We start from the raw sequence: 22,328 nt of genomic DNA, 5'->3' as shown, positions 1-22,328 counted from the left end.
GGCGCAAGGCCGCGCGGTCGCGCCGCTCGGGCGCGCCGGCCGCACCGCGTCAGGGGTCATGGCTTGATCGTGATGACTCTTCACCTTGGGTCCTCTCAATCGTGCGGAGACCCGATCCCGTCTTACATGCCGAGAAAGCCGACGCGGCCTGCGCCGATGCCAAGCGGGCCGAAGCTGAGCGCGACGATGTTCCGCACCGTGGGCGCCACGGGCACCGGTTTTGGCTGGTGTCCTCAGGCGGTGGAGCGCGGCTGCGCCCTGAAGCGACGCCGTCTCGGCTGGTACGGCTCGGTCTTGCGATCCTTCATGAAGTACGACGTGGCGCCGAAGATGATGCACCACATCCAGAAGTTCTGGTGCGTGTAATAGGCCGAATGAGTCCCAAGGATCAGCGACGCGCCGATGATGCCATAGAACAGCGCATAGCGCGCATCCGACTTCGCCTTCTCGAAGATGATGGTCATGGCCATCGCGACGAAGGAGATGAACACCAGCCCAAACACGCCAAAATCGATATAGGGCGCCGTAAACATGGGGAACGTGCCGCCGCCCATCATGTCATCATAGGTCCGGAACACGTCGCGGAACATGTCCCGGAAATAGGCCAGCGTGAAGGTGAATGCCTGGAGGAACTGCGTCGAGAACACGCCGTAGGTGTGGTCGATGTCCGCGCCCAGCGGCTGGATCGCGTTGAACATGTCGTTGCTGAAATAAAAGATCAGCTTCTGATAGCCGAGTTCGATCACCGAAGTCTGGATCGATGTCGTCTGAGTCAGCGTCAGATAATCGGGGATCGACCAGCCGATAAACAGGAAGGCCGCCGCGAACGGCAGGTATTTGATGCCCCAGTAGCGGCCGGAGATCATGATGGAGCCCACGTAGGCGGACAGCACCATGAGGAACAGGAGGATGCGCTGCGACATGACGATGGGGAGGATGAACAGAGCAGCGGCGGCTGTGACGAACAGCGTCGCAGACCTCAGCCTCTCCGCCGCGGTCAGAGCGCCGGTACGCAGGTGATAGGCATAGGCGAATGCGCCGTAGGCTCCGGTGGCGACGAATGAGGCGTAGAGCAGCCGCATGCCCACGAACAGCTTGTTCTGGAGCAGGACCTGGCGGGTCTCGTAGGAACTCTCCTGCGTCATCCGAATCAGGTTGCCGAGCGCCGAGCTGCGCGGCCGACACCGCGATCCACAGCAGCGTCACCCCGAGGGCGAAGAAGTGGAACCGCGCGACAAATTGAAGGCCGCGGGAAAAATTGGCGTTGCGAAGCTCTCCCGGCGCCCGGCTGCTGCCCATGACCAGCAGGCACGTGGCGATGAAGAAGAAGAGTGAGAGAACAACCCAGAATATGCCGAACGGCGACAGGTCGTAGGAAACCTTGTTCAGCATCATGAAGCGCTGAAGCAGCGGCATGCTGCCGTAGAACGTGTAGCCCGCGAACGTCGCCGCACCTCCCAGCGTCCAAGCTAGGCAGGCAAGAACCGGAGGGGAGATGACCAGGAAGGTGGACGGTCGGATGCGGGTCCGAGATTCAATCATACCGTTGCCTTCTGCAGCTTCTGGGCAAACTCGTAGAGTTGAATGTCAGGATAGCACAGCCGCTCGACCCGCGCGCGCTGGACCGGGGTCAGCTCCAGCTTCTCGCCGTCGGGACGTGTATTGCGGGTGATGGGGTAAATTCGTACGCCCGTGGCCGCCTCGAGGCGCGCCTTGAAGGCGTCGAGCTTCTCGAGCGTACCAACGAGATCGAAGCTCGCCAGACGCTCTCGAGCCGTGGCGATCTGGCTCTCCTCTAGGCCCTCGCGCGGCTGGAAGCGCATGCTGAAATAGAACAGGTAGATGGACCCGAACCGCACCGCCTCGTCCGTCTCCAAAAACTCGTCGAACGAGGTCGGGCGCTGCGCCTTGGGGTGGCGCCGGTGGGAATAGAGGTAGTGCGAGGTGAAGCGCTTGATGGGATCGCGCAGCAGCGTCGCATACATCCAGTCCGGCGCGGTGCGGCGGATGTTGGGATTGAAACGGATGTGCGCCGAGACGCACTTGATGTCCCGCTCCAGCAGCTGGGCGAGCATCACGTCGCGCATTTCGTGCTCGCGGTAGATGCTTTCCGCCCCTTCGGCATCGGGCCACACCCGGCGCCTCAGCGCGTTGCTGGCCTCCAGCGGAATGGTGGCCTGCGAGTAGAGGTATCGCATGCGCAGCGCCGAGCCGATGGTCGTGCCGCCGCATTTGGGCGCGTGGATATAGACGATTTTCTTTCCAAGTATAGCCATGTTTCACCGATGCCGATTTTGATCTAGGGTAACTGCGCCGAGAGCCAGAAAAATCTCTCATACAGACGAAAATTTATCTATTTATACAGAGTATATGCGCGATGTTCTCGATTTTATATTATTTTCTTATTGAAAATCCAGCTGGCGGTTGCATATGGCAAGCTGCGGAATCACCAAAGTCCGAGATCTTGAAATGCGTTTTTCCCTGACAGACCCGAAGAAGCACCGCTGGATCATGGTTTCGGGCGCGCCTCGAAGCGGAACGACGTTCGTCGGAACGGTGCTGGGCATGCCGCGCATGGTCAACACCATCTTCGAGCCGTTCAATCCCGCGGCTGGCGTCCTGTGGAACCAGCAGCGCTACCTTTATCTCGAATCCGTCGCTGCGCTGTCGGAGGAGGAGCGGCGCAACCTGTCCGATTTCTTCTCCTATGACTTCGAGCTGAAGCTCGTGCGTTCGACGCGCGACAAGAAGATCGAGCAGATGGTCAAGAGCTTGGTGGGCGGTGGAAATCAGCTGAGCCTTCTGCGCGCGCGCCTCAATCCGTTCGCGCAGGTCACGCTCATCAAGGATCCCATCGCGGTGTTCCTGGCCCATCTCTTCGCCGACATGCGGGACGTGCATACGGTGTTCCTGATCCGCCATCCTCTGTCCTTCGTGGGCAGCCTCAAGCGCCTCGGATGGCGGTACAAGCTGGCCCCGCTGCGCGAGCAGACGCGCCTGCTGGAGACCTACGCTCCGGAGCTGGCGGGTATTGAGCCGGCGCCGGACGACTGGGTGTCCGCCTCGGCGTGGATCTGGACCGCCATCAATCGTTACGTTCTCGCCTGGGGCCGCTCCGATCCGCGCATGACCATTTCCGTGCACGAGGCGGTTTCGGCCGATCCGGTGCCGGAGCTGCGTCGTCTGTTCGCCTTCTTCGACCTGCCGTGGTCCACCTCCATCGAGCGCTTCGTAGTCGCCTCCAGCAGTGCCGAGGGCAAGAGCAACGCGACCCAGGGCGTGGTGCACGACTTCAAGCGCTCCAGCGCCGACATATTCCAGGCGAGCATGAACCAGCTGGACGCCGATGAGCGACGCAAGGTTCTCGACATTTGCTGGCCCGTGGCGGAGCAGATCTATGCCCATCCCGAGCGCGGCGAAGTGCGCGACGCTTTCAGGGTCGCGGATCGCGAGGTACAGCTCAGCGCCGTCCCCTAGGCGCGCCCGACCCGGGCGACGATGTCCACCAAGCGCTCGGCACCGCTGCGCCAGGTGAAGCGCGCCACCCGGGCTCGGCCGCGATGGGCGAGGTCCGCGCGCAGGTCAGGTTCGGTGGCGAGCGTGCCGATGGCCCGCGCCAGGCTGGCCTCGTCGTCGGAGCGGAAGAAAAGCGCCGCGTCCCCGAGCACCTCGGGCATGGAGGCGGCGTCGCTGGAGATCACCGGGCAGCCCAGCGTCATCGCCTCCAGAGGAGGCACGCCGAAGCCTTCGTAGCGCGAGGGGAAGAGGAACACCGCCGCGTTCTCATAGAGTGCGCGCAATTCCTCGTCGCTCACCCGTCCGAGCTTGCGCACCGACGGGTGCTCGGTGCGCTCCTCGCCGCCGAACACCTCCTTGGAGCCGCCGCCGGCCACCGCAAGCAGCCAGCCATCCGGCGCTGCCGCCGCGAAGGCGCGCAGGCCGAGGGCGATGTTCTTGTTGGGAGTCTGGTTGCCCACTGTGAGTGCGTAGCGCCCTGGCGCGAGGCCGTGCCGCGCGAGAATGGACGCATCCGGCTCGACCTTCACGATGTGCTCCGCGCTGTCGCTGATGATGGCGAAGGCGCTCTCGGGCACGCGGCAGCCCCAGGCGAGCTCTCGCCGCGAGAACTCCGAGATGGTCACGAGTTGTGCCGCGCGCCGCGCGAGGCGCGGCCGCAGCAGCGTGTGGAACAGGCGGTAGCCTTTGGAGAAGTTTTCTGGGAACCGGAAGATGGCAGCGTCGTGCAGCACCAGCACGGAGCGCGGATGGAGCAGGGGCCCCGCGTTGGCGAGGTTGACGAGGACCCCGTCGCGCGCGGCGGCGAAGAGCTCCACCTGTTCCCAGGGATGGCCCTTCAGCCGCCCCACCTCGCGCACGGGAATGCGGTCAAGGCCGATCTCAGCGCGCGCCGCGGGTACCAGGAGCGCCACATCGAGGCGCGCGGCGAGGGCCGCGTCCTCGGCGAGCAGCGCATCGAGCGCGCAGACCACCTCATGGGCGTAGCGCTGCACGCCGGAGGACGGCTGGGTGAGGAAACGCCCGTTGAGATAGACCTTTTGCATCACCGCTTCCCGCACGTGCTGTCCCGGCTCAGGCCCGGCCGGCGACCGAGATCAGGAGCTTTTGCGTCTCCCCCCAGATGAACTGCTGCGAGAAATCGCGGCAGACCCGCTCGCGCGCCGCCAGTTCCATGCGCGTGCGGCGCACGGGATCGCGCAGAAGCTCAGCCACCGCCTCGGCGAAGGCGGGCACGTCGTGCAACGGCACCAGGAGCCCGCTCACCCCGTCGGCCACCGCTTCCTCCACGCCAGGCACCTTGAACCCCACGGACGCGCGCTCCATAGCGGCGGCCTCCAGGAGCACGTTACCGAAGCCTTCGAAGAAGGAGGGGAATACAAACACGGTGGCGAGGGCGTAAAGCGGTCGTGTGTCGGCCACGAAGTTGAATCGCCGCATATGCGGGTCGTGGGCGAGGGCGGTGGCGGTGCTCTCGGCGATGGGATCGCGCTCGTCGTCCGGGCCGGCGCTGATCAGATAGGTCTCGGGGAATTCCCGCGCCACGATCTCGTAGACCGCCGGCAGCAGGTCCACCCCCTTCTCCCCGCACATGCGGCCGATGAAGACCAGCACGTTCGACGCGCACGGGATCTTGAGCTCGTCGCGCAGGGCCGCGCCGGCGCGCACGTTCGCCTCGGTCAGGGCGTAGTGCTCCACGTCGATGCCGTTGCTCGAGCCGTGGCCGATGAAGTGGATTTTCTCCACGGGCGCGATTTTCTCGGCGATCAGGAAGTCGCGGATCTGGCGCGAGATGGGCACAATGGCGTGGCACAGCTTGCAGATCAGCACCTCGGAGGCTTTGTAGACCTGCCGCTTGCGCCCGGTCATCATCTCGTACACGCAGCGCCGGTAGACGAAGATCAGCCCGCCGTTGAAGGTCAGGCGCGCCGCGATGGATGCGAGCAGCGAGGCTTTCGGCGTGGAAATGTGGATTACGTCGAAGCGGTTCAGAAGAAAGAACCATAGGAACCGAGCGATGCTCACGAAGTCCTTGGGCGAGGGCATGCGCCGCATGGGGATGATCTTGAGGTTGAAGTCGCCGAAGTCCTTGCGCGGGAAGTCGTTGTATTCGGTGTCGCCGACGATCGCCGTCACGCTCCAGCCGTTGGCGATTAGATAGGGGAACAGTCCCTTGTAGAGGGTCCTCAGCGTCAGGCTGTGCGTGCACACGAAACAGACGCGCTTCTTCATTGCCGTCCCCTTCAGCGAAATCAAAGACCGGCGGCGGAAGGCGCGGCCGCGTGCCGGTCGGTCGGCCTGTCGGCGACGCACGCGATGCGCGCGGCGAGCTCGTCCCACGTGAGCACGCTCTCCACCGGCACCGCCTGCCGGTCGAACGCGCGCGCCGCCTCAAAGGCGGCGCGGATGCTTGCCTCGTCGCCGGTCCGGGTAGCCGAGGAAAATGAGGTGCCGGCCGCGAGCACAGCGCCTCTGGAACCACGCTTGCCAGACCGCAATAGACGTATTGGGGCAGCCTGTTGGAATGCTCCGCCTGATATTCGAAGCCAGGCCGCGCGAGATAGGGCGCAAAGCCGATGTCGGCGAATTTCACGTAGGGCACGAGCTCGGCAAAGGGGCGCTCGCCCATGATCTTGATGTTGGGCTGACGGGGCACCGCCTTGGCTGATCCGAACTGGATGAAGTCCCAGTCCGGAAAGAGCAGGGCGGCGCTCTGAAGCGCCTCGGTATCGAGGCTGGAACTGCCGGAGATCACCACCTTGACGCGGCCATCCGCCTCGTACGGCGAGGAGAGGGCTGCGTCGAACAGGCCCTTCTCAAGCCCCATGGGGTCGAGCTGAATGCGCCCGCGCCCGGCGAAGCGGCGCGCCAGATGCTCGCTGGCAAGGCTCACCGCCGCCACGGAGGCCACCGCGCGGTCTTCGTCCAAAAGCAGCGAAGGCACGGCCGGATACCTCGAGATTGTCCGAGACTCGATAGACAATGGGCGCCGAGGTGGCGCGCCGCACGTGGTCCAGCATCGCGAGTCCGCCGCAGCTCTCTACCACCACCAGCTCCGCGCCTCGGGCGAAGTCCTCCACCACCCGGCCCATCGGCCAGGGGTAGACCGAGGTTACCGCGTTCGCGAGCTTCATGAGCGCGCCGCGCGCGCGCCCGAGCTGGTGAAAGGGGGTGCTGACCACGCCGACGCTCAAATCCTCCTCCAGCCGTACCAGCTGGTTGAGGCCGATGGTCTCGCCGAATTCGGTGCGCCGGTCACCTTTCAGCCGCGTCACCCAGCTGTAGTCGCAGGTGACGAACCGCACGTCCCATCCCGCGCGCCGCAGCGCTTCACACAACCAATGCATACCGCCGCGCCGCCGCTGGCGGTAGAGATGGTAGCTCAGGATCAACGCGCAGCGGCGCGCCGGCATCGCCATGGCCGCGTCACTCAAACGAAGGTTCCCCCGCTCTCGATCTTCCAATCTTCCAGCGCCGCCTTGAGGTCGCCCTCATAGACGTAGCCGGCGCCCCGCAGTGCGGTCGGCAGGATATTGGTCGAGTGCACCAGCTTGCGCATGCGGGCTCGGTTCACCGACGTCTTCAGCCCGACGGCGGAGAGCATCTCGAAGGCGAGGCCAGCGGCCGACATCACCGGCAGGGGCACGAGATATTTCGGCATGGCGAAACCGGCCACTTCGCTGAAGGCGCGGCAGATGTCCTCTGTGGTCGTGCGGTCGGGATAGGCGAAATTATAAGTGAATTCGCGGCGGCCGAGACCGCGGGCGAACTCCATGGAGCGCACGAGTTCGCCCACATAGCCGCACGATTTGATGGTGTCGCGCCGGCCCGGATAGATGAAGCGGCCCTTGGCGAGCAGGGCCGCGAGGCGGGTGAAGTTGCCGCCTTCGCCGGGTCCGAAGATCACCGCCGGGCGCACCACCACAAGGCGCCGGTCCGCGCCGTTGTCGAGCCAGGAGCGGTGGATTCCCTCCGCCTGGAGCTTGGAGCGCCCATAGGCCGAGTTGGGCGCCGGTTCGGACGCCTCGTCGACCGGTTCCTCGGTGGGGCCGTAGACCGAGATTGAGGCGGTGAAGAGCAGATAGGTGCAGCCGATCTTCTTGGCGTAGTCGCACACGTTGGTGGCGCCCAGCACGTTGGTCCAGAAATATTCCCAGTCCTCATGCCCGGGGGTCGTGTGGACCGCGGCCAGATTGTAGATCTCCGCTCCCTCCACCGGCCCCGGCAGGTCGATGGACTTGCGCACGTCGCCGATCAGGTACTCGACCCCGTCGACGCGCTGCTTCGGCTCACGGATATCCACCGAAACGACGCGGCCGTGGCGGCCCGTGGCGAGCAGATGGCGCATCAGGTGCGTGCCGATGAAGCCCGCCCCGCCGAACACGATGGCGCACGGGGACCCGCTGGGTGCCGACATGGTCTCTTCCTCGTCCGATGATCGGTTCATCGCGCCGCTGCGCGCCGCTGCGCCGGCCTTTGTCACCTGCCCATCACTTGCCATAATACTCGCGGTACCATGACACAAAGGCAGGCACGCCCACCGAGATGGGGGTCGAGGGCCGATAGCCGGTGATTGCCTCAACCAGGCGCGGGTCCGCAAACGTCTCGCGCACATCGCCCTGCTGCATGGGCAGCATGATCTTTTCCGCCGGCTTGCCGATGGCGGCCTCGATCGCCTCCACGAAGTCGAGGAGTCCCTCCGGCTGGCCGCCGCCGATGTTCACCACCCGCCAGGGCGCCACGGGAGAGAGGGAATCGGTCACCCCTTCCGCCGTCACCGGCTGGCCGATTACGGGCGGGGCGGCGGCGAGGCGCACCACTGCCTCGATCAGGTCGTCCACATAGGTGAAGTCGCGCCGCATCTCGCCCATGCCGTAGATCTCGATGGGCTTGCCGGAAAGGATGGCGTTCACGAACTTGAACAGCGCCATGTCCGGGCGCCCCCACGGCCCGTAGACCGTGAAGAAGCGGAAGCAGGTGGTCGGCAGGCCCCACAGGTGCGCGTAGGAGTGGGACATGGCCTCCATGGCCTTCTTTGTGGCCGCATAGAGGGTGATGGGCCAGTCCGCCTGGTCGCTCTCGGCGAACGGCATCTTCTCGTTGCCGCCATAGACCGAGCTGGTGGACGCCATGAGCAGGTGCTTGGGCTTGGCGCGCTTGGCCACGTCGAGCACGTTGTAGGAACCGATGAGGTTCGAATCCACATAGGTGCGTGGGTGCTCGATGGAGTAGCGCACCCCCGCCTGGGCGGCCAGGTGGACGATGACGTCCGGCTCAGCCATGTCGGTGGCCTCGGTCAGGCGCTCGATGTCCTCGAGCCGCGCCTCCACTGCCCGGAAGCCGTTGGAGCGACCGAGGATGGCGTGGCGGCCCTCCTTGAGGCTGCGATCGTAATAGTCGGTCATGCCGTCGAACCCGACGACGAAATGCCCGTCATCCAGCAGCCGCTTGGCCAGATGAAAACCGATGAAGCCGGCCGTGCCGGTGATCAGAAAGCGCATGAATGGTCTCGTCCGTGTTAGTGGGCCAGGAGGGCGCGCGACGCGAGCGGCGCCCCTTCCTGGCCTGGCGTGGGTGGGAAACGATCAAGGTCCGCGGGGCTGCTCCGGGTCGTCGTCCGAGCCCGCGGGCTCAGGTCGCTGGCGCGCCTTGCGGCGCAGCAGCACCGTGGCTTTCAGGTCGTTGAAGGCTTCCCGGGCGAAGACCATCAGAAAGCCCACATAGAGCACCGCCCCGAGCGGGACGATGACGGCGAAGCGGACGAACTCATCGAAGCCCTCTCGCACCATGAGCAGGTCGAGCCCCATCAGGATGCCGGCCATCAGGAGGCCGGCCACATAGGGCTTGAGGCTCGCCAGCACGATCGGCTTGACGGCAATATTGAGCTGTCGCATGGCCCAGAAGATAAAAGGAATGGAGATGTAGTTCGCGATTACGAAGCCGATCGTGAACACAAATATATTGAAGAAGGATAAGATGTAGCACAAGATCAGTGCCGTTCCCAACCCGAGCAGGCCGCGATAGAGCGGGAGATCGGGCCGCCCCACCGACGTCGCCGTCGCGATGAACAGGGACGAGATCATGCTGGTGAAGCCGATGAGGCACATGAGCTGGAGGATTTCCACTGACTGCTCGGCGTTGTCCTGGCCGATCACCAGCGGCAGCAGCGGCGGGGCCGCCGCCATCAGCCCGAGATAGACCGGCGAGGAAATGGCCGAGAGCGCGCCCATGGCGCGCGGTAGCGCGGCGTTGAGGCCGCCCGGCATGGCCTGGGCGCGCATCATCAGCGGCAGGGCGGTAAAGCGCGCGGGCGCCAGCGTCAGAGTGTCGGCGAGTTGCACGAAGCGCTGGGCGATCTGGAACGCGCCGGACGCGACGACGCCGAGGTTCGTCGCGACGATCAGCTGGAGCGCGGGAAGCACCATGGAGCCGGCGAGGTTGCGCCCGGAGATGTGCAGCACCATGGGCAGCACCGCCTTGCAGTCCGCCCAGGTGGGCCTGGCCGATGGTCGCCATTTGCTGAGCGTCAGGGTGAAGAGGGAGCTGAAGAAGGCGTTAGAGAGGGCGAAGAAGGTGAGCGCCCACCCCCCCAGCCGGTCACCCCGAGCCAGATGGCGATGGCGCCGGACAGCGCCAGGGCGACCGTTGTGCGCAATGCGAGCGACTTGATCTTGAGTTGCTTGCGCAGCAGCCCCTCGGGAATCGCGGTCGCCCCGAACATGAGCGGTGTCACCGCCATCGCCGCGAGGTAGTCGCCGGCGCGCGGATCGTCCAGCAGAGGGCCGAGGTAAAACGAGCTGATGAACAGGGCGATGCTCGCGACGATCCCGAGGCCCATGGAGAGGGCGGCCACCGAGCTGACGAAGGATGGGGTCTGGACCTGGTCGACGATCAGGGAATCGGAAAATCCCACGCGCTGGATCTGCTGGAAGAAGCGTATGGGCGCGAAGGCGGCCGCGAACGCGCCGATGTCGGCGAGGGTGAGAAAGCGCGTGAGGATCAGGAAGATGACGGTGTTGAGCCCGAAGCGCGACCATTGCAGGACTACGGACCAGATGCCGGTGCGCGCGACCGTCTTGTGATCGATCATCGGGGTGCGGCTTTCTTCTCGCTCGGGTTCTTGATGGCGGTCCACGCGCGCCACGACGAATTCAAATCTACCACCACCAGGCGATGCCCAGCACTGCCACGACCCCCACGATCAGGTTCAGCGGTGCGCCGATCCTTACGAAATCCGTGAAGCGATAGCCGCCTGCGGCGTAGACCAGGGTGTTGGTCTGGTAGCCGATGGGGGTCGCAAAGCTCGCGCTCGCGGCGAACATCACGGCGATGGCGAATCCGCGGGGGTCGAGCCCCAGCCGCACCGCGAGCGTCATGGCTATGGGTGTCATCACGATAACAACTGCGTTGGCGGTGACGATCTCAGTCAGCAGCGAGGCCAGAACGTAGACCACCGCCAGGATGGCGATGCGTGGCCAAGACGAGATCAGCGGCAAGAGCGAGTCCACCACCAACTGCACGGCGCCCGAACTCTCAAGCGCCCGGCCGATCACCAGCATGGCGTAGAGCAGAATGATGATTCGCCACTCGACGGCCTGCATGGCTTCGTCGGCATCTACGCAGCGGGAGAGCAGCACTACGGCGACGCCGATCCAGGCGAGGCCGACGATGGGCATGACATCAAATGCGCTCAGCGCCACCACGAGGCCGAGAGAGAGCGCTGCGATGGGCGCCTTGTCGTGCCGCAACCCCGCTCTTGGGGCTGGCTGAGATTGATGAGGCCGCAATCCGCGGCGATGTTGGCGAGGTCCGCCGGCGCCCCTTCCAGCAGCAGCGTGTCTCCCACCTGGAGCGGGATGTCCTCAAGGCGGTCGTTGAGGTTGGCCTCGTGTCGATGCAGCGCCACCGGATAGACGCCATAGCGGCGACGCAGCCGCTCTTGGCGTAGGGTTCGCCCCAGCCACCGCGAGGTGGGTCCGACAATGGCCTCCACCAGCGTGTCGCGCCGGGTGGCGACGGGCTCGATGTCCTCGCTCTCGGGATCGGCGCCGGATGGTCGAACCTCGACGCCTTTGCCTTCGCGTAGCGTAAGGACGTTCTCCACCGCGGAGCGGAGCACGACGATGTCTCCCACCTGCAGGCGGATGTCGGAAAAGTTGCGCCGCAGGGAGGCGTCGCCGCGCACCACGTCCACAACCGTACGGTCCTGACCCTTGAACAGCGGTACATCCAGCGGGTTGGCGCCCACATGCGGCGAGTTCTGGGGGATCAGCACCTCCACCAGGAACTTTGCCCGCGATTTCAGGCCCAAGGCGTCGGTCACCGTGGTGCGGACCGGGATCAAATAGCGCGCGGCGATCACCAGATAGATGCTCCCGGCGAGCGCCACCAGAGCGCCGACCGGCGTGATCTCGAACATGGAGATGGGCGCAAGCCCGGCACTCTGCACCACCCCGTCCACCAGCAGATTGGTGGAGGCGCCGATGAGCGAGAGTGTGCCGCCGAGGATGGTGGCGAAGGACAGCGGCATCAGCATGCGCGAAGGCGCGATGTCGCAGGCCTGGGCGAGAGCGATCGTGACGGGAATCATCATCACGACCTGGGGAATGTTGTTGAACAGGGACGAGATGACGGTGTTGACGACGATGAAGACGCTCATCAACGGCACGAAGCCGAACCGCTTCAACTGCTGTAAGCGGAACCCCAAGCTCTCCAGCAGGCCAGTGCGCACCAGGGCCGTGGTCAAGATGAACATGGCGATGATGGTCCAGGGCGCGCTGTTGGAGAGCGCGCCCAGCATCTTCTGCGTATCCACCAGTCCCAGCAGGAGACACGCCGCCATGCCGGAAATGGCCACCACCTCGGGCGCGAAACGCTCGCTGGCGAAGGCGGCAAGCATGGCCGCGACCAGGGCAAGCGCCAGCTCCGCAGCGTAGGCTTCAAGTCCCAGCATAGCCACACTAAGCTCAGGAGTTCCGAAAGTAAGGCCGCGTCGAAGCTCAGATGTATCCGCGCTCCTTGAGATGGGCGATGAGCTCGTCGGCCAGAGCCTCGGGATCCTTGGTCCCGCCCTGCAGCGTGATCTCCGGCTGTTCGGGGCGCTCGTAGGGGCTGTCGATGCCGGTGAAGTTGCGGATTTCACCGGCACGGGCCCGCTTGTAGAGCCCTTTGGGATCGCGGCTTTCGGCCACGTGGAGCGGCGTATCGACGAACACCTCCACGAATTCGCCCGGCATCAGCAGATCGCGCGCCATGCGTCGTTCGGCCCTGAACGGAGAGATGAAGGAAACGATTGCAATCAGTCCCGCATCTACCAGCAGGCGCGAGACCTCGGCGACGCGGCGGATGTTTTCCACCCGGTCCGAATCGGTGAAGCCGAGGTCCTTGTTGAGGCCGTGGCGGACATTGTCGCCGTCCAGCATGGTGGTGTGGCGGCCGAGCTGGTGCAGCTTCTTCTCGACAATGTTGGCAATGGTCGACTTGCCGGCGCCCGACAGGCCGGTGAACCACAGTACAGCCGGCTTCTGCCCCTTGATGGCTGCGCGGCTGTCCTTGGAAACCTCAAGCGCATGCCAGTGCACGTTGGTGGCGCGGCGCAGGCCGAAATCAATCATGCCGGCACCGACCGTGAGGTTCGACATGCGGTCGATGACGATGAAGGCGCCGGTCTGGGGCACGCTCGCGAACGGGTCGAAGGCGATGGGCGTCTGGGTGGCGATGTTCACGAAGCCCACCTCGTTCAGCGCCAGCGTCTTGGCCGCAAGCTGCTGGAAGGTGTTCACGTCAACCTTGTGCTTGATCTCCGTGATCGAGGCGCCCGTGGTCTTGGTCGCCACCTTGATGAGGTAGGAGCGGCCCGCCAGCATGGGCTCGTCGTGCATCCACAGCAGATGCGCGGCGAACTGGTCGGAGAATTCCGGCCGCGCCCCGGCGGCCGCGATCACGTCGCCGCGGGAGATGTCCACCTCGTCCGCCAGGGTGATGGTGACCGCCTCGCCGGCGGCGCCCTCGGCCAGCGCGCCGTCCTGCGTGACGATGGACTTGACCCGCGTGGTGACCCCCGAGCCCGCCACCACCACCTCGTCGCCGGGCTTCACGGTGCCCGAAGCGATGGTCCCGGAGAAGCCGCGGAAATCGAGGTTCGGACGGTTCACCCATTGCACCGGCATGCGGAACGGGCGTGAGGCGGCGGCGCTCACCACCTCCACCTGCTCCAGGTGCTCGATCAGCGACGGGCCGATGTACCAAGGCGTGCGTGCGCTGCGCTCGATCACGTTGTCGCCAAAGCGCGCGGAGAGCGGGATCGGCACCAGGGTCTCGAACTTGAAGCCGCTGGCGAATTCCCGGTAGGCGTCGACGATGGAATCGAACACGTCCTGCGAGAAGTCGACCAGATCGATCTTGTTGATCGCCAGCACCACATGGCGGATGCCGAGCAGCGAGACGATGTAGGAGTGCCGCCGGGTCTGGGTGAGGATGCCCTTGCGCGCGTCGATGAGAATGACCGCGAGGTCGGAGTTGGACGCGCCGGTCGCCATGTTGCGCGTGTACTGCTCATGGCCGGGCGTATCGGCGACGATGAACTTGCGCTTGTCGGTGGCGAAGAAGCGGTAGGCCACATCGATGGTGATGCCCTGCTCGCGCTCGGCGGCGAGGCCATCCACCAGGAGCGCGAAGTCGAGGTCTTCGCCGGTGGTGCCGTGCTTGCGCGAGTCGCTTTCCAGCGTCGCGAGCTGGTCCTCGAACAGCAGCTTGGTGTCGTACAGCAGGCGGCCGATGAGGGTCGACTTGCCGTCGTCCACGCTGCCGCAGGTGAGGAATCGCAGCAGGCTCTTGTTCTCGTGGGCCGCGATATAGTCCGCGAACGAGCCGAAGTTCTGAGCCTCGTTCATCAGAAATACCCCTCGCGCTTCTTCTTCTCCATGGACGCGGCCTCGTCATGGTCGATGAGCCGGCCGGCGCGCTCGGAGGTGCGGGCGATCAGCATCTCGCGCACGATCTCTTCCAGCGTGACCGCATCGCTGTCGATGGCGGCGGTGAGCGGATAGCAGCCGAGTGTCCGGAAGCGCACCTTGCGCATTTCCGGCGTCTCCCCCGGCTCCAATGGCAGGCGGCCGTCGTCCACCATGATCATCTGGCCGCCGCGCCACACGATCGGGCGCTCGGCGGCGAAGTAGAGCGGCACGATGGGGATTTTCTCCATCAGGATGTACTGCCAGATGTCGAGCTCGGTCCAGTTGGACAGCGGGAACACGCGGATGGATTCCCCCTGCCGGATGCGCGCATTGTAGAGGTTCCACAGCTCCGGCCGCTGGCTCTTGGGGTCCCAGCCGTGATTGGCGGAGCGGAAGGAGAACACGCGCTCCTTGGCGCGGCTCTTCTCCTCGTCGCGGCGCGCGCCGCCGAAGGCGGCGTTGAAGCCGTATTTGGTGAGCGCGGTCTTCAGCGCCTCGGTCTTCATGATCTGGGTATAGAGCGAGGAGCCGTGATCGAACGGATTCACGCCTTGGGCAAGGCCGTCCTGATTGGTGTGGACGATCAGGTCGAAGCCGAGCTGACGGGCCATGTCGTCCCGGAACAGGATCATCTCCCGGAATTTCCAGGTGGTATCGATGTGCATCAGCGGAAACGGCGGCTTGGACGGATAGAAGGCCTTCACCGCCAGGTGAAGCATCACCGCGGAATCCTTGCCGATGGAGTAGAGCATCACCGGGTTGCTGAACTCGGCGGCGACCTCACGCATGATGTGGATGGACTCTGACTCCAGCCGCTTGAGGTGCGTCATACGATCTTGGGACACGCTCACCACCTTGGCTCGATGTTGGTGCACGAAGTCGGGCTGAGCCCGGCACGAATTCGACGGAAAGCCGAAAACTGCAATATCCGACACGGATGCTCCGCGCATCCGAAATGGGATGTCCTCTTATCCACGCTGCCGCCATTCGGGTGAAGCGGACGCCTCCGCCTCACCCGTTCGGCCGTGCTGGTCCTGGCTGCTCCGGCGGTTACCACGCCGGCGCGAGCAACTCCTCGGCCGTGCGTACGCGCACGGTTCCGCGTAACATAGAAATCAGCATCTCCACCCGGCCTTTCGCATCGAGCCGCAGGAGTGTTCCCACCTGCCCGGCGAATGGGCCGTCGACCACGCGGACGACATCGCCCGCGCACAGCCCGCTCAGAGAACTGATGGTGCCATTTGGGCCGGTCCGCGCCATGAGGCCTTCAACAATGCCAGGGGGAACCGCGCAAGGCCTCTCGCCTGCCATAATCAGGCCGGTGACGCCGCGGGTGCCATTGACCGACCGCCATCGGTGGAGGCCCAGGTCGAGGCAGACGAATACATAGCCGGGAAACAAAGGGGTGGAGACGGTTTCCGTCTTGCGCGCATGCCGCCGAACCACTGAAAGGCGCGGCAGAAACGCATCAAAACCCTGCTGTTGCAAGTGGTTGACTGCAACAGCCTCGCAGCGCGCAATCGTATGCGCCGCGAACCATCGCGGGTGTGAATCCATAGCCAAGTGTTTTGCGCCCCCCTGGCCGCTCGGGTCGCCGCCAAGGTCTGCAGGCAGGCGGTCCGACCGGCATTGCTGGCACCCCGCTGCGAGCGGCGTCACGGACTGGATGGGCCGACGAAGCGATTGCACGGGTGTAACCGTTGCCTCGGCCAAGTCCTGCCTCCAACGCCAACTGTGCAGTGCAGCAATCGGTTGAAGTTATCCTCGGAGCGCCGGGATGTCGAGGCACTTAAGGTGGTGAAAAATGCCGAATCGCATCCGGCCCGCACACCCGTGCGGATCGCCAACCTCATGAAAATCATTGGTCGGGAGGGTATCGGCCGGGAGCTCCGACCGGGGAGGAGGCCCTGCGATCGGAGGTGACAAAATTCGACCGGTTCCGGGGCGAGAAATTTTGCGCCAGATGCGGGCTTTGTTGCGCTGCAAGGCCCTAGACGGGCCGATCCCCTTGTGCCAAAGCTAGGCCCGCGACGGGCGCATTCGAGGCGATCGCGTTCACTGACGAGGGCGAAGATGAAGATTGTGCCTGTGATCTTGGCGGGCGGCACAGGAACGCGCCTCTGGCCTTTATCTCGCACCAGTCTTCCTAAGCAGTTCCTGCCACTCAATTCCGATTACACTTTGTTTCAGGAGACGTTGCTGCGTGTGGCGCCGGGCGCTGACTTCGCGGATCCTGTGGTCATCACCAGCCATGACTATCGGTTTTATGCGCAGCGCCAGGCGCACGATCTGGGCATCGCGCCGGCAGTCCTGCTCGAGCCGGCAAGGCGCGACAGCGCGCCGGCTTTGATCGCGGCCACTGCGTTTGTGGCGCGTCAGCACGGGCCGGAGGCGCTTGTGCTCGCTCTCGCCTCGGATCACGTTGTGCTGGAGGACGACAAGTTTCGCGCCTGCGTCGATGTGGCGGCCCGTGCCGCGGCGCTCGGCCACATCGTCACCTTTGGCATCGCGCCGGACAGCCCGCGCACCAGCTACGGCTATATCGATCTCGGCGAGGCGCTGCCAGTTTCAGGCGCGTTCAAGGTGCGGGCGTTCGTGGAGAAGCCCGACGCGGCAACAGCGCAGCGCTATCTCGATGCCGGCTACCTTTGGAATTCGGGAAACTTCCTGTTTCCCGCCCATCTCATGCTCGCCGAGGCCGAGGCGTTCGAGCCGGCGATTGCGGCGCAGGCCATTGCTGCGGTGGATCTCGCCCAGGAGGATATCGGCTTCGTCAAGCTCGACGCCGCCGCATTCGAGGCCGCCCCCTCAAAGTCGATCGATTTCGCGGTTCTGGAGCGGACCAGCAAGGCCGCGGTGGTCAGGGGCGACTTCACCTGGTCCGACGTCGGTCCTGGGACGCGGTGTACGAAATCGGCACCGCCGACGGTGCCGGCAATGTCTCCAAGGGGCCTGTCACCCTGATCGACAGCACCGGCAATTACGTGCGCAGCGACGGTCCGCTGGTGGCCGGCATCGGCATCGAGAACCTCGCGGTGATCGCCACTGACGATGCGGTGCTGGTCATGCCCGCCAACCGTAGCCAGGACGTGAAGACCCTGGTGGGTGCACTCAAGAATGCCCGTCGCAACGAGGTAGAGACCCACAACAAGGTGCACCGCCCTTGGGGCAGTTACGAGAGCGTATGCCGCGGCGAGCGCTTTCAGGTGAAGAAGATCGTGGTGGAGCCCGGCGGCACCCTGTCGCTGCAGAAGCATCACCATCGGGCCGAGCACTGGGTGGTTGTGCATGGCACGGCAGAAGTGACGGTCGGCGAAAGCGTGAGGACCGTCAACGAGAACGAGTCGGTCTACATCCCCATGGGCAGCGTGCACCGGCTTGCCAATCCTGGGCGCATTCCCCTCGAACTGATCGAGGTGCAGACCGGCTCCTATCTCGGGGAGGACGACATCGTCCGCCTGGAGGACGTCTATCGGCGCACCTGAGGCAGGGGGCCTTCGCGGGGCGAAATCTGCCCTTCATGGACGACGCATATTGACGATGACTGCGGGGCTGTTGAGCCGCGCGGATTGAATGGCAAGGGGCCAAGCGCGATGCATGTGACGATGATTGGCGCGGGATATGTGGGTCTCGTCTCCGGGGCGTGTTTTGCCGATTTCGGCCATATCGTCACCTGTGTCGACACGCATCAGGGCAAGATCGACGCGCTGCACCGGGGCGAAATTCCCATCTACGAACCCGGCCTGGCTGACCTCGTCGCTGCCAACGTCAAGGCCGAGCGCCTGTTCTTCACAACCAGCCTCGCCGATGGGGTGAAGGATGCCGAGGCGGTGTTCATCGCCGTCGGCACGCCCTCGCGCCGCGGCGACGGCCATGCGGACCTCTCTTATGTGCACCAGGCGGCGCGGGACATCGCTCGCGCGATCTCGCGCTATACCGTGGTGGTGACCAAGTCCACGGTGCCGGTGGGCACGGGTGACGAGGTGGAGCGCATCATCCGCGAAACCCGGCCCGATGCCGATTTCGCGGTGGTGTCGAATCCCGAATTCCTGCGCGAGGGCGCGGCCATCGCCGACTTCAAGCGTCCTGACCGCATCGTGGTGGGCACCGAGGACGAGCGCGCCAAGCAGGTGATGACCGAGCTGTACCGGCCGCTCTACCTCAACCAGTCGCCGCTGCTGTTCACCTCGCGGCGCACGGCCGAGCTCACCAAATACGCAGCCAACGCCTTCCTCGCCACCAAGATCACCTTCATCAACGAGGTCGCGGACCTGTGCGAGCAGGTCGGCGCCAACGTGCAGGACGTGGCGCGCGGCATCGGCCTCGACAACCGCATCGGTTCCAAGTTCCTGCATGCCGGCCCGGGCTATGGCGGCTCCTGCTTCCCCAAGGACACGCTGGCGCTCATCAAGACGGCTCAGGACTACAGCGCACCGATCCGCATCGTCGAGACGGTGGTGTCGGTGAATGACCAGCGCAAGCGCGCCATGGCCCGCAAGGTCATCCAGGCGCTCGGCGGCTCGGTGCGGGGCAAGACCGTGGGCGTTCTGGGCCTCACCTTCAAGCCCAACACCGACGACATGCGCGATGCGCCCTCCATCTCCATCATCACCGCCTTGCAGGATGCCGGCGCCGTGGTTCGGGCCCACGATCCCGAAGGGGTCGAGCAGGCGAAGCTGGTGCTGGAGGACGTGGCCTATGTGGATACGCCCTATGCGGCGGCGGACGGTGCGGACGCGCTCGTCATCATCACCGAGTGGGATGCCTTCCGGGCGCTGGATCTCAAGCGCATCCACGGGCTGATGGCCTCGCCCATCGTCGTCGATCTGCGCAACATCTACCGGCCCGACGAGATGGCGGCGCTGGGCTTCACCTATCAGAGCGTCGGCCGCGGCTGAGCCGGCGGGATCAGCCGCCGCGGTCCAGGGTCTCCGGCATCAGCATCAGATAGAGCAGGAAGCCCAGCGCGGCGATCGCCGATAAGGTGAGGAACGCCGCCGAATAGCCGGCCGCGACGATGGTCAGCCCGGCGATGGAGGCGGACAGCCGCCGCCTCAAGGCCCTGGCGCGGTCGCGACGCGCCCTGGCTCACATTGAAAATGCCCGGTGCCCCGCGTCAGGTCGGCGACGACGATGGGGAACAGCGCGCCGTAGACGCCCGCGCCGACGCCATCGAGGCACTGGACCGCGAACAGCCAGACCGGATCGTCGGACACAGGGTAGAGCGCCCCGCGCAGCGCCAGCACGCCGAAGGCCACGAGGAAGATCGGCTTGCGGCCGAAAGCGTCGGCCCGCGCGCCGGTGATGATCGCCACCGGCACCATGACGCACTGCGCCACCACGATGCACAGGGCGATGAGCGAGGTCGCCTGCTCCTTGCCCACCACCCCGGTCAGCAACTGGCCGACGGTCGGCAGCATGGCGGCATTGGCGAGGTGGAACAGGAAGCAGAGCAGGGCGAACAGGCGCAGGCCGGGATTCGCGAGGAGGGCACGGATGCTGCTCGCGGGCGCCTGCGCGTCCGGCTCGGCCGGCAGGCCGCGCGCCAGCGTGTCGTCGATCTCCCGCGCCGGCACGATTAGCATCGCGCCGATGCTGAGGGCGGCGAGGACCGCCATGAGCCAGAACACCACGGCCGGCCCGAACAGGATGGCGGTGCCCGCGGCGATGGAGGCCGACACCGCATTGCCCGCATGGTTGAACGCCTCGTTGCGGCCGATGCGGCGCGCGAACGCCTTCGGCCCGACGATGCCGAGCGTGATGGCGGCGAGCGCGGGCGGAAAGATCGTGCCGGCGACGGCCGCCAGCGACTGGGTGGCCGCCACCACGTAGAAGTCGGTCACGAACGGTAAGGCGAGGCAGCAGAGCGTCACGGCCAAGGCACCGGCGATGATGATGGCCGGCTTGTTCCGGCTGCTGTCGATCAACGCCCCCGCCGGCGTCTGGACGATCAGGCCGGTGATGCCGGCAATGGTGATGACGAGGCCGATGGTGGCCTCGTTCCAGCCCTGGTCGGGTCCGCGCACCGCCAGCAGGTAGATGGCGAGGTAGGGGCCGAGGCCGTCGCGCACGTCGGCGAGGAAGAAGTTGAGCGCGTCGAGGCCGAGGATCGCCCGGCGCGACGGCGCCCGCGTGCGGTCTGGATTGGCGGTCGCGGGCGCCGGGCCCGTGGCATCAGCGTCACCGAGCAGCATGCGTTCTGGCCTTGAGCGGAGCAGGGGAGGCATCGGACTTCAAGCGGCGGCGCCCCGTAGGGGCTGAGCTTGATCTTTGCCGCCCCTCAACGCGGGTGCCGCCACCCGGGTCCATGGCCGGGCAAATTTTCTTTATTCCCCATGGTCATGTGACCGATGGCGCGCAACGGCGCCGGCCGCGCCGATGGAGCGACCGGCGCGGCGGGTCCGCCGTGGCGGACTTTGGGGTCAGGCCCGCCCGTGCGGCGGATGCCGGGCTCAGAAGAAGGCCTGGATGCCGGTGATGGCGCGGCCGAGGATCAACGCGTGGATGTCGTGCGTGCCCTCGTAGGTGTTCACCGTCTCGAGGTTCGCCGCATGCCGCATGACGTGGAAGTCGGCGGAGATGCCGTTGCCGCCGTGCATGTCGCGGGCGACGCGGGCGATGTCCAGCGCCTTGCCGCAATTGTTGCGCTTGATGAAGGAGATGGTCTCCGGCGGCAGCTGCCCGGCATCCATCAGCCGACCCACCTGCAGGCAGGCTTGCAGGCCGAGGGCGATCTCGGTGGCCATGTCCGCGAGCTTCTTCTGAACCAGTTGGGTGGCCGCGAGCGGGCGGCCGAACTGCTTGCGGTCGAGCGTGTACTGGCGCGCGGCGGCAAAGCACGCCTCGGCCGCGCCCATGGCGCCCCAGCCGATGCCGAAGCGGGCGCGGTTGAGGCAGCCAAACGGGCCGGCGAGGCCGGTGGCGTTCGGCAGCAGGTTCTCCTCCGGCACCACCACGCCGTCGAGCACCACCTCGCCGGTGATGGAGGCGCGCAGCGACAGCTTGCCCTCGATCTTCGGCGTGGAGAGGCCAGCCATGCCGCGCTCGACGATGAAGCCGCGGATGGCATTGTCGTGCGCCGCCGACTTCGCCCACACCACCGCGAGATCGGCGATGGGGGCGTTGGTGATCCACATCTTCGAGCCGGTGATGCGGTAGCCGTCCGCCACCTTCTCGGCGCGGGTGCGCATGCCGCCCGGATCGGAGCCGGCGTCCGGCTCAGTCAGGCCGAAGCAGCCCACCCACTCGCCGGTTGCGAGTTTCGGCAAATACTTCTTCTTCTGCGCCTCCGAGCCGTAGGCGTTGATGGGGTGCATCACCAGCGAGGACTGCACGCTCATGGCCGAGCGGTAGCCCGAATCCACGCGCTCCACCTCGCGGGCGGCGAGGCCGTAGGAGACATAATTGAGGCCGGCGCCGCCGTATTCCGCCGGCACGGTCGGCCCGAGCAGGCCGAGCGCGCCCATCTCGTTCATGATCTCGCGGTCGAACCGCTCCTCCAGATAGGCGGAGGTGACGCGCGGCAGGAGCTTCTCCTGGGCGTAGTCGCGCGCCGTGTCGCGCACCATGCGCTCCTCGTCGGAGAGCTGGCCGTCGAGGCCGAAGGGATCGGTCCAGTCGAACACGGGCTTGGACGAGGACGGCGCGGCCATGGTGATGCTCCCTGGTTTCAGCCGGTCGGATATTTACATACCGACTGGTCGGAATATAATGTGCCCGATATAGCGTAAGCCGCGCACGGAGTCGAGACCGGGAGGCCGCGCTTTTGGCCAGCAAGGATCACGCCGCCGCCGTTCCCCCGCCGCCCCCGCGACCGGTGCGGTGCGCGGGCGGCCGCGCCTGGCGTCAGGCGCGCCT

The 22,328-nt window shown here is 65.6% G+C and carries 17 protein-coding genes and 3 pseudogenes; 4 read left to right on the top strand and 16 right to left on the bottom strand.

The genetic code is table 11. The features are described 5' to 3' along the window. Positions 1 to 233 precede the first annotated feature (233 nt). Positions 234 to 1,145, bottom strand: a complete 912-nt coding sequence (locus AC2W7M_RS05090; RefSeq protein WP_486130566.1) for a hypothetical protein — start codon at positions 1,143 to 1,145, stop codon at positions 234 to 236. A gap of 10 nt (positions 1,146 to 1,155) precedes the next feature. Here AC2W7M_RS05090 and AC2W7M_RS05085 point away from each other — a divergent pair, with 10 nt between their 5' ends. Then, the gene (locus tag AC2W7M_RS05085; protein WP_486130564.1) at positions 1,156 to 1,335 is read left to right on the top strand and encodes a hypothetical protein; all 180 of its coding nucleotides are present in this window, start codon (positions 1,156 to 1,158) and stop codon (positions 1,333 to 1,335) included. 203 nt (positions 1,336 to 1,538) lie between these two features. On the opposite strand, the gene AC2W7M_RS05080 is transcribed toward AC2W7M_RS05085, so the two are convergent. Further along, positions 1,539 to 2,276 carry a sulfotransferase family 2 domain-containing protein gene (locus AC2W7M_RS05080; protein ID WP_486130562.1) on the bottom strand — a complete coding sequence of 246 codons (738 nt, stop codon included), beginning with the start codon at positions 2,274 to 2,276 and terminating at the stop codon, positions 1,539 to 1,541. A gap of 193 nt (positions 2,277 to 2,469) precedes the next feature. Between AC2W7M_RS05080 and AC2W7M_RS05075 the strand changes: the two genes are divergently transcribed. Continuing rightward, positions 2,470 to 3,477 carry a sulfotransferase gene (locus AC2W7M_RS05075; RefSeq protein WP_486130560.1) on the top strand — a complete coding sequence of 336 codons (1,008 nt, stop codon included), beginning with the start codon at positions 2,470 to 2,472 and terminating at the stop codon, positions 3,475 to 3,477. Here the strand turns inward: AC2W7M_RS05075 and AC2W7M_RS05070 are convergent. From AC2W7M_RS05070 to nusG, 12 genes and pseudogenes are all read right to left on the bottom strand, one after another. Beyond that, positions 3,474 to 4,562 carry a glycosyltransferase family 4 protein gene (locus AC2W7M_RS05070; protein ID WP_486130558.1) on the bottom strand — a complete coding sequence of 363 codons (1,089 nt, stop codon included), beginning with the start codon at positions 4,560 to 4,562 and terminating at the stop codon, positions 3,474 to 3,476. The genes AC2W7M_RS05075 and AC2W7M_RS05070 overlap by 4 nt on opposite strands. A 28-nt stretch (positions 4,563 to 4,590) precedes the next feature. Further along, the gene (locus tag AC2W7M_RS05065) at positions 4,591 to 5,727 is read right to left on the bottom strand and encodes a glycosyltransferase (RefSeq protein ID WP_486130556.1); all 1,137 of its coding nucleotides are present in this window, start codon (positions 5,725 to 5,727) and stop codon (positions 4,591 to 4,593) included. A gap of 41 nt (positions 5,728 to 5,768) precedes the next feature. Then, the gene (locus tag AC2W7M_RS05060) at positions 5,769 to 5,981 is read right to left on the bottom strand and encodes a hypothetical protein (protein ID WP_486130555.1); all 213 of its coding nucleotides are present in this window, start codon (positions 5,979 to 5,981) and stop codon (positions 5,769 to 5,771) included. 351 nt (positions 5,982 to 6,332) lie between these two features. Beyond that, the gene (locus AC2W7M_RS05055) at positions 6,333 to 6,935 is read right to left on the bottom strand and encodes a GumK N-terminal domain-containing glycosyltransferase (RefSeq protein WP_486130553.1); all 603 of its coding nucleotides are present in this window, start codon (positions 6,933 to 6,935) and stop codon (positions 6,333 to 6,335) included. 11 nt (positions 6,936 to 6,946) lie between these two features. After that, positions 6,947 to 7,933 carry an NAD-dependent epimerase/dehydratase family protein gene (locus AC2W7M_RS05050; protein ID WP_486130551.1) on the bottom strand — a complete coding sequence of 329 codons (987 nt, stop codon included), beginning with the start codon at positions 7,931 to 7,933 and terminating at the stop codon, positions 6,947 to 6,949. A 73-nt stretch (positions 7,934 to 8,006) separates the two neighbouring features. Next, positions 8,007 to 9,017 (bottom strand): NAD-dependent epimerase/dehydratase family protein, encoded by a 1,011-nt coding sequence (locus AC2W7M_RS05045; protein ID WP_486130549.1) that lies wholly within the window; start codon positions 9,015 to 9,017, stop codon positions 8,007 to 8,009. A gap of 84 nt (positions 9,018 to 9,101) precedes the next feature. After that, a pseudogene (locus tag AC2W7M_RS05040) lies at positions 9,102 to 10,606 on the bottom strand (oligosaccharide flippase family protein). Positions 10,607 to 10,673: 67 nt separating this feature from the next. Then, positions 10,674 to 11,264 (bottom strand): SLC13 family permease, encoded by a 591-nt coding sequence (locus AC2W7M_RS05035; RefSeq protein ID WP_486130547.1) that lies wholly within the window; start codon positions 11,262 to 11,264, stop codon positions 10,674 to 10,676. Further along, on the bottom strand, positions 11,207 to 12,469 hold the full coding sequence (locus tag AC2W7M_RS05030; RefSeq protein WP_486130570.1) for an SLC13 family permease: 1,263 nt from the start codon (positions 12,467 to 12,469) through the stop codon (positions 11,207 to 11,209). The genes AC2W7M_RS05035 and AC2W7M_RS05030 overlap by 58 nt, the downstream gene beginning before the upstream one ends. Before the next feature lie 46 nt (positions 12,470 to 12,515). After that, a complete protein-coding gene (cysN, locus tag AC2W7M_RS05025) occupies positions 12,516 to 14,408 on the bottom strand; it encodes a sulfate adenylyltransferase subunit CysN (protein ID WP_486130545.1) in 1,893 nt (630 codons plus the stop codon). After that, positions 14,408 to 15,301, bottom strand: a complete 894-nt coding sequence (cysD, locus tag AC2W7M_RS05020; RefSeq protein ID WP_486130568.1) for a sulfate adenylyltransferase subunit CysD — start codon at positions 15,299 to 15,301, stop codon at positions 14,408 to 14,410. Before cysD ends, cysN begins: the two co-directional genes overlap by 1 nt. 220 nt (positions 15,302 to 15,521) lie before the next feature. Continuing rightward, entirely contained in the window at positions 15,522 to 16,184 is a 663-nt protein-coding gene (gene nusG, locus AC2W7M_RS05015; RefSeq protein ID WP_486130543.1) for a transcription termination/antitermination protein NusG, read from the bottom strand. Between the two features lie 360 nt (positions 16,185 to 16,544). Between nusG and AC2W7M_RS05010 the strand changes: the two are divergent. Then, a pseudogene (locus tag AC2W7M_RS05010) lies at positions 16,545 to 17,956 on the top strand (mannose-1-phosphate guanylyltransferase/mannose-6-phosphate isomerase). Positions 17,957 to 18,064: 108 nt separating this feature from the next. Continuing rightward, entirely contained in the window at positions 18,065 to 19,369 is a 1,305-nt protein-coding gene (locus tag AC2W7M_RS05005) for a UDP-glucose dehydrogenase family protein (protein WP_486130541.1), read from the top strand. A gap of 10 nt (positions 19,370 to 19,379) precedes the next feature. On the opposite strand, the pseudogene AC2W7M_RS05000 reads toward AC2W7M_RS05005, so the two are convergent. Beyond that, positions 19,380 to 20,662, bottom strand: a pseudogene (locus AC2W7M_RS05000) (MFS transporter). A 261-nt stretch (positions 20,663 to 20,923) separates the two neighbouring features. Beyond that, positions 20,924 to 22,123, bottom strand: a complete 1,200-nt coding sequence (locus tag AC2W7M_RS04995; protein WP_486130539.1) for an acyl-CoA dehydrogenase — start codon at positions 22,121 to 22,123, stop codon at positions 20,924 to 20,926. Positions 22,124 to 22,328 lie beyond the last annotated feature (205 nt).

The organism is Xanthobacter sp. BG11Y11_SDJG, from assembly GCF_057364445.1.
Note: the sequence above shows the minus strand (reverse complement) of the source record. Positions and strands in the feature narration are given on the sequence as shown.